Origin of the sequence: Tolypothrix sp. PCC 7601 (assembly GCF_025677855.1) — a bacterium.
GTDB lineage: Bacteria > Cyanobacteriota > Cyanobacteriia > Cyanobacteriales > Nostocaceae > Aulosira > Aulosira diplosiphon.
Genome location: NZ_CP064879.1, coordinates 1,591,238 through 1,604,271, shown reverse-complemented (window position 1 = coordinate 1,604,271; position 13,034 = coordinate 1,591,238). Strand labels below are relative to the sequence as shown.

14 protein-coding genes are annotated in these 13,034 nt (G+C 39.2%); 8 read left to right on the top strand and 6 right to left on the bottom strand.

Translation table 11 applies throughout. The features are described from left to right. Positions 1–77: 77 nt before the first annotated feature. On the bottom strand, positions 78–2,087 hold the full coding sequence (locus HG267_RS06640) for a hypothetical protein (RefSeq protein WP_096622340.1): 2,010 nt from the start codon (positions 2,085–2,087) through the stop codon (positions 78–80). A gap of 307 nt (positions 2,088–2,394) precedes the next feature. Here HG267_RS06640 and HG267_RS41705 point away from each other — a divergent pair, with 307 nt between their 5' ends. From HG267_RS41705 to HG267_RS06620, 4 genes are all read left to right on the top strand, one after another. Further along, positions 2,395–2,526, top strand: coding sequence for a hypothetical protein (locus HG267_RS41705; RefSeq protein ID WP_304412432.1), 132 nt, complete (start codon positions 2,395–2,397; stop codon positions 2,524–2,526). Between the two features lie 4 nt (positions 2,527–2,530). Continuing rightward, entirely contained in the window at positions 2,531–2,887 is a 357-nt protein-coding gene (locus tag HG267_RS06630) for a CopG family transcriptional regulator (protein WP_096622337.1), read from the top strand. After that, positions 2,884–3,285 carry a type II toxin-antitoxin system VapC family toxin gene (locus HG267_RS06625; RefSeq protein ID WP_045871709.1) on the top strand — a complete coding sequence of 134 codons (402 nt, stop codon included), beginning with the start codon at positions 2,884–2,886 and terminating at the stop codon, positions 3,283–3,285. Before HG267_RS06630 ends, HG267_RS06625 begins: the two co-directional genes overlap by 4 nt. A 211-nt stretch (positions 3,286–3,496) precedes the next feature. Further along, positions 3,497–3,961 (top strand): hypothetical protein, encoded by a 465-nt coding sequence (locus tag HG267_RS06620; RefSeq protein ID WP_194007833.1) that lies wholly within the window; start codon positions 3,497–3,499, stop codon positions 3,959–3,961. A gap of 326 nt (positions 3,962–4,287) precedes the next feature. On the opposite strand, the gene HG267_RS06615 is transcribed toward HG267_RS06620, so the two are convergent. Beyond that, positions 4,288–4,671, bottom strand: coding sequence for a hypothetical protein (locus tag HG267_RS06615; RefSeq protein ID WP_045871708.1), 384 nt, complete (start codon positions 4,669–4,671; stop codon positions 4,288–4,290). 707 nt (positions 4,672–5,378) lie between these two features. Next, on the bottom strand, positions 5,379–6,206 hold the full coding sequence (locus HG267_RS06610) for a D-alanyl-D-alanine carboxypeptidase family protein (RefSeq protein ID WP_045871707.1): 828 nt from the start codon (positions 6,204–6,206) through the stop codon (positions 5,379–5,381). 101 nt (positions 6,207–6,307) lie between these two features. Here HG267_RS06610 and HG267_RS06605 point away from each other — a divergent pair, with 101 nt between their 5' ends. Together HG267_RS06605 and HG267_RS06600 are read left to right on the top strand one after the other, a co-directional pair. Continuing rightward, positions 6,308–7,225, top strand: a complete 918-nt coding sequence (locus tag HG267_RS06605) for an AEC family transporter (RefSeq protein ID WP_045871706.1) — start codon at positions 6,308–6,310, stop codon at positions 7,223–7,225. 115 nt (positions 7,226–7,340) lie between these two features. Next, entirely contained in the window at positions 7,341–8,165 is an 825-nt protein-coding gene (locus HG267_RS06600; RefSeq protein WP_045871705.1) for a Uma2 family endonuclease, read from the top strand. A gap of 559 nt (positions 8,166–8,724) precedes the next feature. On the opposite strand, the gene HG267_RS06595 is transcribed toward HG267_RS06600, so the two are convergent. Then, a complete protein-coding gene (locus HG267_RS06595) occupies positions 8,725–9,252 on the bottom strand; it encodes a phosphoribosyltransferase (RefSeq protein WP_045871703.1) in 528 nt (175 codons plus the stop codon). Between the two features lie 71 nt (positions 9,253–9,323). On the opposite strand from HG267_RS06595, the gene HG267_RS06590 reads away from it, so the two are divergent. Beyond that, complete coding sequence (locus HG267_RS06590; RefSeq protein ID WP_045871702.1) at positions 9,324–10,739, top strand: MFS transporter; 1,416 nt, start codon at positions 9,324–9,326, stop codon at positions 10,737–10,739. A 3-nt stretch (positions 10,740–10,742) separates the two neighbouring features. Here the strand turns inward: HG267_RS06590 and HG267_RS06585 are convergent, their stop codons facing one another. Next, complete coding sequence (locus HG267_RS06585) at positions 10,743–11,111, bottom strand: hypothetical protein (protein WP_155539391.1); 369 nt, start codon at positions 11,109–11,111, stop codon at positions 10,743–10,745. Positions 11,112–11,146: 35 nt separating this feature from the next. Here HG267_RS06585 and HG267_RS06580 point away from each other — a divergent pair, with 35 nt between their 5' ends. Continuing rightward, entirely contained in the window at positions 11,147–11,473 is a 327-nt protein-coding gene (locus tag HG267_RS06580; RefSeq protein WP_045871700.1) for a helix-turn-helix domain-containing protein, read from the top strand. A gap of 159 nt (positions 11,474–11,632) precedes the next feature. Here HG267_RS06580 and HG267_RS06575 read toward each other — a convergent pair whose 3' ends face one another. Next, complete coding sequence (locus tag HG267_RS06575) at positions 11,633–12,988, bottom strand: (Fe-S)-binding protein (RefSeq protein WP_045871699.1); 1,356 nt, start codon at positions 12,986–12,988, stop codon at positions 11,633–11,635. Positions 12,989–13,034 lie beyond the last annotated feature (46 nt).

The following is a 13,034-nucleotide window of genomic DNA, read 5'->3' as shown; positions in this document are numbered from 1 at the left end:
ATAGTAAATACAATGTTTTTAAGAGCGCAATATAATTGCGCCCTAATATGTGTATTAACGGTGCTATTGCAACTTTTCTATTTTTCTCCAAAGAAGCTGAGAATTTTATCAACTAATTCCTTCCAATGCTCTTCAGCTTTGCTCTGGAAAAATTGATTCAAATTTGCTTCAAGTTCCAGTTCTCGTTTAAATATCTCACATACGTTACCTGCAAAAGTTTCCCCTTTCTTTCTTTGCTTACCTTTTTCAGCAAGTAGCGCATTCCAAAACTTAGAATCTTGACTGCGAGGTAGTAACTTTCTTATCAACTCCTCTTCAATGTCTGTTCCTACTTTATCTACAAAATCGTCATATAAGCCGTAAAATTCTTTTACTAATTCAGGGATAAGTGTCTTTAAAGATTCGTTTGCAGATGTAAGCTCATACAAGATATTTTCTAATTCCTGTTTAACTTCTCTAGTAAATTTCTTCAGCATTTCATCTTCATCTATTCCTTCAGAAAAAACTTTTGCATCGTAATATATATCTATATCTCTTGGTTCATAGTAACCAAAATTTCTATGTATAGCGTGTTTCGTATTCCATGCTTTATAAGTAATACGATAGAATTCAACATATTGCTCAACAAAATTTTCATAAACAAAACTAGGTACTCTTTTACTCAAGTCTCGTACATTTTCTATCTTCTGAATAGCGTTCTCAATTGCTTTGATTTCTGAGAAGGTTAAAGCATCACCATTTTTTATTTTTCCAAAGCTTACTCGAATATTCTTAATTTCATCTAATAAAAGATTGCGTCTACGTTCTATGACATCGGTTATCGCTGTGATCAACTCATCTTTATCTTCCTGTACTTCTTCTTGATAGTCTTCATATACCTTGACTATATCATCACGATAGTATCGCAAGGAGTCGTAGAACAAAATATTATCTTGGAAGAATTCTAAATTTAAGTTCTTAAATGTAGATTGAACTTGATCTTGTCTAATTTTAATTCCTAATTCCCTATCTCCATCAGAGTCATGTACTTTTTCAGGCTCCCCTTTGTGAGGTAGTACCAAAGTAACAAATCTATGATGAAATTCTTTTGATTTGGATGTCAAATGATAACCTATTAATTTTGTAATATTAGCTTCAGGAGCAGAATTGAAAGGAGTTACAAAAAGACAAATGCTATCTTGACTATCAATATATTTATGCAAGTCCTTGCGGATTGGATTCTCATCAAGTCCTTTTGTATCGACAACAGAATCGAACTGAGACAAGTTTGATCCAGATAAAACATCATTGCTTACATAAAGATAAATTTTTCTTGGTATAGCAAAGTCTTTCAACCGGACATTATTGATATCATCAAAGTTATTTTTTATCCATTCTTGCTCTTTACTTTGATTATCAAACTCAATTTTAGTAGCAGTTCTTGATTCTAAGTTCGCATTATCAACTGCAGTCTTTTTTAATACATCTATTCCTGATTCATCAAATAATTCTTTAGCCTTATCGAATGTAATAGTTTTACTTTTTTCGCCGTCTGTGACTGATTTAGTAACTTTTTTTAGTTCTATAACATTCCTAATAGCTCTTTGAATTTCTTCTGAAATAATTATTCTCTGTTCAACTTGAGTATTTTCTTTATTTGCAATATAGTCGCAAAATTCAAAAATAAGATTCTCCATCTCATCAATGGTATAAGGCTCTATCTCTATGTAAGTTTTATCAGCAGCTTTGATAATGACTTCACATATAGTAGTTTTACCTGATCCAGTTGAGAGTAACTCTCTAGTTTCAATTACATCTTTACTTTTGCCATTAATTGTTTTAGAAACTCTGAAGTCACTGATTAAATTAAAAAGATGACAAATAGCGGTTGTCTTACCTTGTCCGATAGTGCCGATAAAAACAATTTTATATTTTTCTATATTTAAAATTTTATCAATTTCTTCTAATCTTTCTAGCTTGGCTTTTAAGTTATTGATGCAAATATGCTTGATTACATTAATTTCTGAGCCACCTGATATTCTGGTAATTTCATGTCTCAGGCTTTGCTGTAGCGCTACAATTTCTTCTTGCCATTGTATAGTCAACATAATGTTTACCCTGTTTTAATGCTACTTACTGGATAATTACAATATGCCCAGATAGCATCAAAATCTAACAATAAGTTACCATTTGCCCATCTGTCGCCAACCTAGCATTCTCTATTCAATCCCAAATAACATCTTTTGTGCAGTAACATGAAATGCTAAAAACTGCCATAATGTACAAAAACAGATTCAGGAAATAACCCTTGTGAAAAGTATCAATATTTCCTTACCTGAAACCATGCAAGCTTACGTAGAAGAATAGGTAACTCAAGGTGGTTACAGCAGTGTTAGTGAATATTTTCGTGAATTAGTGCGACAAGATCAAAAACAGAAAGCTACAGAAAGTCTTGAAACAATGCTTCTGGAAGGATTAAACTCTGGAGAAGCAACAGAAATGACTGTTCAAGATTGGGAAGATGTCCGTCTAACAATCCGGGGATGACAGCATGAGCGATATTAACGGTATGGTTCGGTTGAACCTAGATTTATCACCAGAACTTAATCAAGTATTAGAAGAACTGTCAACAAAAATTGGCACAAGTAAAAGTGATGTTCTACGTCAGGCTATAACATTGATGCAAATTATGGTTATAGCTAAAGAAGAAACCAAAAAATTAGGAGTTCCAGAAGCAAATCAACTGATAGCAAATGAAATCATTTTTCCATCTGAGCAGCCAAAACAGCATCCATTAGATACGTTTATGGAAAGGCTTGGCCCTTGGGAAGATGAACGCAGTGCAGAGGAAATAGTCAAAGACATTTATGATAGTCGTACTATTTCTAACCGTGACATTAGTTTATGACTTATCTACTTGATACTGATACTTGTATTTATTGGATAAAAGATATTAATTCAGTCAGAACTAAAGTTAGAGAAATAGGATGGGAGCAAATTTCTATTTGCAGTATAACGGTTGCTGAGTTGTATTTTGGTGCTTATAATTCTCAACGAATAGCGGAAAATTTAGCTCGTGCAGAAGAATTTATTCAAAATTTGCCCGTTGTACCTTTAAATACTCCTGCTCTCAAAAAGTTTGGAGAATTAAAAGCAGAACTCCGCAGACTAGGACAACCAATTACTGAGTTTGATTTACTGATTGCTAGTGTTGCACTTACAGAAAATTATATTTTAGTTACTAACAATACTCGTCATTACAATCGCATCACTGGGCTAAAACTCGAAAACTGGATCTTGCCTTAAAAAGATTGGATATAACGAAGCGATCGCACTTTCGCAACAGGCGATCGCTCTATGATATAGGTATATAATACTAATGCTTGACTCGCCCGTTAGTTGGCTCTGGTAAAATTGCAGTTGTGACGGGTTGAGTAGCCGCCACTTCATTTGCTTAACATTCAATTCCGGTAAAATCTAAGCAGAAAGGCTATGCAAGAAAATCTTTTAACAACACATGGCAACAAAAAAATTAGAAGCTTTGATCACCAAAACTGTCAAAAAAGTGATTAAGAAAGAATTAGGGAAGCTGAAAAAAGATAATTTAGGAATTGCATTAAATCAAACTTCTAATACATTGGCAGAAATAGAGAAAGTTAAAAATGATAATTTAGCGCTTGCATCAAATCAAACACATAATACATTAGATAGGTTTGTCGCCAAGGTTGATAATTGGCAAGAAAAAGATTCTAGTGAAGAAATTATTGATGAAATATATACAAATGGTTATCTTAGTTTACCTTCCAAAGAAGATACAGAACTTGAGCGCAAGTTGCGAGAACTCAAATTTAAACAAGAACTGAGAAAAGATTGGATACTATTTCTTTTAAAGGATGTAATAGTATATTCTGCAACTATAATTTTTATATTTGCTGTGGCTGGATTTTACTTATTTACGCTGATTATGCATCAGAGATATTGAGTTAATTGCTATTGCATAACATTAATAAAGAATGGATATGCTGCATTTTTCACAAGCAGCAGATGTAGGGTGTGTTACGGCTGTGCAAGGATTTCGGAACTTAAAAGAGTGATAAGTAGCCGGACAAAAATATTTACAGTCATTGCGAACGAAGTGAAGCAATCCCAACCCCTGCGATTGCTTCATTCCGCTTCGCTCCATTCGCAATGACATTGTGTAATTAATTCTGTCAGACTACTTAATTAGCCGTAACGCACCGAGAAAGATAGGGCGTTATGCGATCGCAAACGCACCTTAGAATTTAAGGTTTACTTGATAAACCATTTCTAAGGGCCAACCCTGGTCACTTTCATACAGCCGTGACCATCGTTGTAAACTTGCAAAATTGGGTACTGATTTGAGCGAACTAACAAAGCTACATATTGCGCTGCACTTGAGCCACTATCGCAGATAGTTGTTGGCTCACCAGACCTAAACGCCCGATCCGACCAGGTACACTGACCAGGAGATAAACCCTGGGGTGCGGCTCCTGGCCCAGCTTGGAAATTGATTCTTACACCGTTGCTACCATCGTTTTGTATACTCAGCGTACCACCACCACGACAGGTTAAAGGATAGCTCTGCTGTGCATGAGCAGTATCTATCGTCAGCATAGGAGACAAAATAGCAACTAAAGCTGCCATTTGGGAAACATGAGAAAATACTTTCATCTTCTGACTCCTAAAAATTAAAAATTTAGTATTAGGCTGCGTTCAATAAGTATTAGGTTTGATGAAAAAGTTTTATGCAATTAAGTAGATGCGCTGTTCCTAATTAAAATTTTTGCTCGACCCTAACGCATCAGCTTGCTTTAGGGATAATCTTTAATATTCCTTGTCAATCTCTATATAATGATGACGATAGAAGCGTTAAATCAGGTTACCTACAGTCTATTTCCACTCAATGATTTACGCTTATAGGGACACAGCCATATGCCCTCAGATTATCTTGACCTCATAAAATTGCAATCTGCTGTTGCTTAGGGACTTCCAAATAAAAAAATATCCCAGTATTTATTGTGGGGTGGACATCTTGTCCGCCCAGTTTATGTGGCGGGCAAGATGCCCGCCCCACAAGATGGAATAATTTATTTCTTGAAAATCCCTTAACAAGATAGAGAAAAATATTATAGGAATCCGATTTGATTTCTGCAAAAATATCAGTCAGATGTAACGCAAAAAAAAGCTTTGGCGCGGATGCGTTACGCTAGCGCTAACGCATCCTACCACTTTATAAATAATCTCTTAAGGAAAAGCTAGGGATTTGATTAGACAAATAGCAAAAGTTTCGGACATGGTATAAATCCTTGTCTGAAACTTTTATTAATTACGAATTACGTAGCGCTTTGCGCTTCCCGTAGGGTATTACGAATTACGAATTATTTTGGCGTTGTTTCGGGTGTGGGAGTTGGTTTTAAATTCTTGGCTTTGTAGAAGGTTTCTAAACTATCGCGATCGCCTACAAAACGCCAGTGCCAAGGTTCATAACTGACACCTTGTGCATTATCCTTAGGAAAGGACATTTCAAAACCAAAACGGGCAGCGTTTGCTTCCAGCCACTGATAAGCTTTGGTATTGTCAAAGTTAGCTTGCAGATTAGTGGCTGGAACTGCGCCATCACCAACATCTACAGCATAGCCTGTGTGATGCTCGCTATGACCAGGAGGCGCACTGAGTGCAGCTCTTTCGGCTGGTGTTTGATTGCGTTGCGCGCCCACCGCAAAAAATAACTGCTCTTGTTCTTTGACAGAACGGAAGCCAGAAATTGGTACTAAAATTACCCCGGCGCTGCGTGCTGCTTGTTTCATGGCTTGAAACTTTTCCGCAGCAGTTTTTCGCATTCTAATGCGCCCACTACCAGGAATTACTGCTAGTTCTGATTCTGGCGCTTCTGCGTATGCTAAATGTCCTAATACAGTATCAGTATTGCTACTCTGAGAGTTAGCAGCACTATCAGATGTTGGTGTCGGTAAACTAGTGGGTGAAGGTTGAGAATTGGCTGTTCTTTTGGGAGAAAGAATGAAAAAGACAAAGCCACTACTCACAGCAAGCAGGACAAATGCAAATACTCCCCCAACGAGCAAAACCATCGGTTTTAATCCCACCTTAGGTTTAGCATCGGGAGCATCGCGTAAAGCTGCTGGAATATCATCACCAGAAGCAGCCGAAGAGTGTTGAGGTTCTCCAGAAAACCCAGCTTTATTCAAGAGTTCACTCCTGCTTTTTTTGAATAGCCATAACAGATTGTAGACTGGATAAAAATAAACGCAAGCGTTAGGATTTTACGTCAGCGTTTTTAGGTGCAATCTTGATAAATCTTTTAGCACTATATGTCAAGTTAGTGGGGCTAGTCCTGATTGGATTCGTCCTCGGACGTAAACTACCAAGTACAGTTCCCTCAGGTGTAGCTTACTTCCTTTTTTGGGTAGGAGTACCTATAAGCATTGTATTTTTTCTATACAAAACCGACTTATCAGGACAAATTTGGATTGCACCTGCGATCGCATACCTTGCCATTTTCCTAGGGGCTTTTTTAGCTTGGCTAGCAATTAAAGGACAAGCCTATCTCACAAATACCATGCCGCAGCCACCAACTCAAGGAAGTTTCCTATTAGCAGCAATGGTAGGGAATACAGGTTATCTCGGCTTTCCTATTACCTTAGCAATGCTAGGAGAAAAATACTTCGCTTGGGCGCTGTTCTACGATTTACTAGGCACACTCTTTGGTGCTTACGGCTTAGGAGTAGCGCTAGCAGCTAATTTTGGCAATAGTAAGCATAATTATGCAGAAGTAGCCAAAGCCATATTGATTAATCCTGCTTTATGGAGTTTCGGCTTTGGCTTACTGTTGCGACAGTTAAAAATTCCCTTTGCGCTGGAATTTTGCTTAGATAAATTGGCTTGGACATCTTTAGCCTTATCCATAGTATTAATTGGGATGCGACTCTCACAATTAAAGTCTTGGAGTAACATCCCCAAAGTAGGAATGAGCTTGGCAATTAAAATGTTAATAGTTCCCTTATTTCTAGGTTGCACATTACCGTTTTTTGGTGTCACTGGTTCACCAGCCAAAGTAATCGTCCTACAAATGGCTATGCCCCCAGCCTTTGCCACGCTAGTACTTGCCGAAACCTTCAATCTTGACCGCGATTTAGCTGTCACAGCCTTAGCATTAGGTGCAATAGTATTATTAATTACATTACCTTTTTGGCTGTGGCTATTTTGAGGAATGGGGAAGGGGGAAGGGGAAATGGGGATAAGGGGGAGAGATTACCAATTACCCAATGACAAATGACAAATGACAAATGACCAATGACCAATGACAAATATCAGGTTATGCCATGTCAACTAACATTACTGAAAGCCAGAGTGTCCCAGCGCCCCCTGAATCAGACTGGGAACCTACTCCACCACCAACAGATTTAATATTTGATGACGGAGAACCTTTGGAAAGTAACCGCCACCGTATTGGGATGAATGTTTTAATCCGGTCATTGCAACAAGCTTGGTCAGACCGCAATGATTATTTTGCTGGCGGTAATATGTTTGTTTACTATAGCCGGATACAAGCGCGAAATCGGGATTTTAAAGGGCCAGATTTTTTTGTAGTTCTCAACGTCGAAGAGATTGGTTCTCGCCAAGGTTGGGTTGTCTGGGATGAAAATGGACGCTACCCAGATGTGATTGTGGAATTAATGTCACCCTCAACCAAAAATGTAGATTTAGGCGAGAAAAAACATCTCTATGAGGGAGTGTTTAGAACTAGAGATTATTTTGTTTTTGATCCCTTTGACCCTAACTCCTTGCAAGGATGGCGTTTAGATGCTAATTTTCGCTATCAGCCGTTAGTTGCTAATGAACAAGGCTGGTTATGGTGCGAAACCTTAGGATTTTGGTTAGGAACTTGGGAAGGAACAATAGACAGAGAAACTGCCCCTTGGTTAAGATTTTATGACCGCCAGTCAAATTTAGTTTTCCTACCTGAAGAAGCAGCATTCCAACGCGCGGAAGCCGAAAGCCAACGGGCAGAAGTAGAAAGCCAACGGGCGGAAGCGGAACGCCAACGAGCAGAGACAGAAAGTCAACGGGCGGAAGCGGAACGCCAACGGGCAGAACGTTTAGCTGCACGCTTGCGGGAATTAGGAGAAAATCCAGAGGATTTTTAACATACTGCAAACCGCTATAGTTATACAAAATCAAATAATGTTTGCGACACATCAACATAAGTAGTTAAACAAAATTAATTACAAAATGTCATTGCGAATGGAGCGGAGCGGAATGAAGCAATCGCAAGGGTTGAGATTGCTTCGCTGCGCTCGCAATGACTGTAATTAATTTTGCGTGGTTACTTATTCTAGAGGGCACGGCAGTGCCAGTGCCCCTACAATCTGTTGCATTCTTTTTTCAAATTGGTAAGCTGTTCCACATTTAACTTGCATATATTGGGCGCGCAAGATGCCCACCCCACAAGAAATATACAATTTCAGATTATGCAAACTAGATTTGGTTTAGCTTATTACTCAACAAAAAAGCAGCACAATAATTTTGGAGGGGGTTTGGGGGACGCAACCGTCCGAAGTTTTGTGGAAGGAAACCTTCCCCACAAACTTCACCCAATCGGGGGTTTGGGGGAGAATCCCCCAATTCTGCTGCCTTAGTTGATGGTATGAAAGCCCCTTAACCCAAGCTTTATTTCCTAATAACGAATTGGTATAACTTAAACCTTTACACTTCAGCCTTTATTTGATTCATTCTTGCAGCTAAATCCGCAGGATTCGTATATTCATAGGGTTCAAAAGGTTGGTGAATCCAGGGATTATCCGATAGATAATCAACATAATAATCCGGTTCTATAACCGAACAAGATTTATACCAAATTACAGCCGTGCGAATATCTAAAATTGCACTTTCACTATATTGCTGTAGCCAAGGAATAGTTTGCTCAAGTGTAACCCCAGAATCTACCAAGTCATCCACCAGCAAAATCCGCGAACCTAAAGTTTCCGTAGTCATAGTGATATGGCGAGAAAAGTTTAATGCACCTCTTTCTTGCTTACCTGGGCCACTGTATGATGATGTTGCTAAAATTGCCAACGGTTGGTCATATATACGGGAAAGTATATCTCCAACTCGCAGTCCGCCTCTGGCAAGACAAACAATCTGGTTGAATTGCCAACCCGATTGATAAATCTTAGCAGCCAGTAGTTCAATTTTTTGGTGATAATCTGACCAAGAAACGTAAAGGTCTGGCATAAGGGATGTAGTTTTTGGCTAATACTCAAAGCACACGCAAATTCTCTATTTTAATATGAGTGCAAGATATTATGAATGATTCTGATGGTTCTGCTTACAGTGAAAAACTGCCATTTAAAACCAAACTAGCCTATGGTGCAGGGGATTTAGGCCCAGCAATTACTGCCAATATTGCCATATTTTTTCTCTTGGTTTTCTTTACCAATGTCGCTGGTATCCCGGCGGGTTTAGCTGGCAGTATTTTGATGGTGGGCAAAATTTGGGATGCTGTCAACGATCCATTTGTAGGGTTTCTGACTGATAAAACAAAATCTCGTCGCTGGGGTCGTCGTCTGCCTTGGTTATTATATGGGGCAATTCCCTTTGGAGTATTCTTTTTCTTACAGTGGATTGTACCACCATTTAGTGTTTGGGGTAAGTTCTGGTATTACGTGGTGATTGGGTTAATATCGCAGGTGTTTTACACTGTGGTGAATTTGCCTTATACAGCAATGACACCAGAACTCACCCAAGATTATGACGAACGTACCAGCTTAAACAGTTTTCGCTTCACCTTTTCCATCGGTGGCAGTATTCTATCTTTAATATTGTCAATAATTGTTTCTTCTGTAATTAGCGATCGCGGACAACAATATATAGTATTAGCCGCAGTTTGTACTGTAATTTCCGTCTTAGCCTTATATTGGTGTGTTTATGGGACACGCGATCGCGTGTTAGCATTTGAAGCTAAACGCATTCAACTAGAAGAACCGCAATCTCTCCCCTTTCCCGAACAAATCAAAATCGCCTTCACCAACAAACCTTTTCTCTTCGTCATCGGTATATATCTCTGTTCTTGGTTAGGCGTACAAATTACAGCCAGTATTATTCCTTTTTTTGTTGTTAACTGTATGGGTCTGAAAGATGCGGATGTCCCCAAAGTGATGGTTGCTGTCCAAGGAACAGCACTAGTGATGTTATTTTTCTGGAGTAATTTGAGTAAAAAAGTAGGCAAAAAAGTTGTCTATTTTCTCGGCATGATTTTATGGATTATCGCCGCCGCCGGACTTTATTACTTACAACCAGGACAACTTACCTTAATGTACATCATGGCAATCATGGCAGGGTTTGGTGTCTCTACAGCCTATCTCGTTCCCTGGTCAATGATTCCCGATGTCATCGAATTAGATGAACTGCAAACCGGACAGCGCCGCGAGGGAGTATTTTATGGTTTCATGGTATTGCTGCAAAAATTTGGTTTAGCCTTCGGCTTATTTTTAGTCGGAAACGCCTTACAAGCTTATGGTTTTAAAGAAGCAGTAGCCGGACAAACTACACTACCCACACAACCAGAATCAGCATTACTCGCTATCCGCCTCGCAGTCGGCCCCTTACCTACCGTTTGTTTAATTGCGGGTTTAGTTTTAACCTACTTTTACCCCATTACAAGGGAAATGCACGCCGAAATCATGATGAAACTCCAGCAACGGCGAGAAAAGGCTGAGTGAATTTTAAGCCAATATTTCTACCAAATCTATTTTTGCGTAGGCGTAGCCCGCCGTAGGCATCGCAAAACCAACTCTTGCTGGTGTTAAACTAACTTTTGCTTTGACATCAGCTGCAATTGTTGATGTTAAAGCAGCTTTTGCTAAAAAAATATCTATGCTTACAAGTGCAATTGCTGCGATTGCTGATGTCAAACTAACTTTTGCTAAAAAAATATCTATGATTGCAGGTCGAATTGCTGCGATTGCTGATGTCAAAGTAGCTTTTGCTAAAAAAAAATCTATGATTGCAAATCCCATTCCTGCAATTCCTGAATCATAGAACGATTTAGCCGCATTTAGAGACTTCCAACTCAATCTGACTTGATTAAACAACGCTATAAAGATGCGGTAGCAAGAGAGAAACAACAATGACTCAGGAACCCGGTTTTGAAGAAAGCAGTGGTAATGTATTTGTTGATCTCGGTTTAGAGAATGCAGATGAACTTTTTACGCGGGGTAAAATCGGGATTCAGGTACTCCGCCTTCTCAAACAACGCAATCTCAAACAGCGCGAAATCAGCGAACTTCTTGGTATTCCTCAGCCAGAAGTATCTCATTTAATGAAAGGAGAGTTTCAACGGTTCAGCGAGGCAAAACTCCTCATTTTCCTCAAGCGACTTGATACGGAAATCACTTTACATCTTCGCTCCCGTCACGCGCAAGGACAATCTGCTGAAACTGTGATATCCCTATAAGCCAGCATAAAAACCTGAAGATACAAGGTTGGTTTGTGGCTTGCTTCCTTAGAGAGGTACGTAGTGAAACCCAACAAACTCCCGAAAATGTTGGGTTAAACGCAGTATTGGGTCATACACTCCCTCATCCCCCTCATCTCCCTCATCTCCCTCATCTCCTCAAATCTTCAACTTCTCCCCCCGAATTGAATAATCTAACAACTCCATCGGGTGAATTACAGAAATATTCTTACCTTGCAATTGCAAATGCTTGGTAATCTGCAATGTACAACCAGGATTCGCAGAAGCGATTAACTCTGCACCAGTATTCAGCAAATTCTGCACCTTTTGCTGACCCAATTCTTCCGCAACTTCTGGTTGCAACATATTATAAACACCTGCACTGCCACAACACAAAGCTGCATCCAAAGGTTCACTTAATTTCACCCCTGGAATTTGGCGTAACAATTGACGTGGTTGCACACTAATCTTTTGCCCATGCAATAAATGACAAGCATCTTGATAAACTAAATTCACAGGTTGATCAGTAATCGGCAACAATTTCGCTGTTAAACCTACAGTTGCTAAAAACTCTTGAGCATCTTTCACCTTAGCAGCAAATGCTTGCGCCTTTTCCCGATATTCTGGGTCATCTTCTAAAATATGACCGTATTCTTTCAATGTATGTCCACAACCAGCAGCATTGATAATCACAAAATCGACATTCGTATTAGCAAAACTATCAATCATCTGTCTCGCCAAAGCCTTCGCCTGTTCCGTTTGTCCTTGGTGTTCGGGAAGCGCCGCACAACATCCCTGGGATTGAGGAATCACCACCTCACAACCATTCGCCGTCAACACCCGCACCGTTGCTTCATTAACAGGCGAGAAAAATAGCCTTTGCACACATCCCAAAATTACCCCCACACGATAGCGTTTCTCACCTTTTGCACGGATAACAGTTGGTAAATTACTTTGAAAAGTTTTTAAAGTAATGTCTGGCAAAATAGATTCCATTGCTGCTAACCGGGGAGATATATTTTTCAATAAACCCGTAGCGCGAATGAATTTAGAAACCCCTAACTTTTGATAAGCCAGCAACGGTATGAGTAAGATTCTTAAAAGGTCGGGGTTAGGAAATAAAGTAAATATTAATTGCCGAACCAGCTGATCGGGTAAACTGCGGGAATAATTGCGTTCAACTTGATGGCGAGTAGCAGAAATTAACTTGTCATACTGCACACCAGAAGGACAAGTTGTCACACAAGCCAAACACCCCAAACAAGAATCAAAATGTTCTACCGTAGCCGTATTCAGTGCAATTTCACCTTCATTAATCGCATCCATTAAATAGATACGTCCCCTGGGAGAATCCATCTCTTTACCCAACACCCGATAACTAGGACAAGTAGAAAGACAAAATCCACAATGTACACAACTATCAATTAACTTGGGATCTGGTGGGTGACTTCCATCAAATCCCTGCAAATTTTTGATACTCGCCGTATTATTCACAGAATTTTCTGAAACTTGCATATTACTTTTTCCCCTCTTTTTTGAGCGCTGAGTTCTGAGTGCTGAG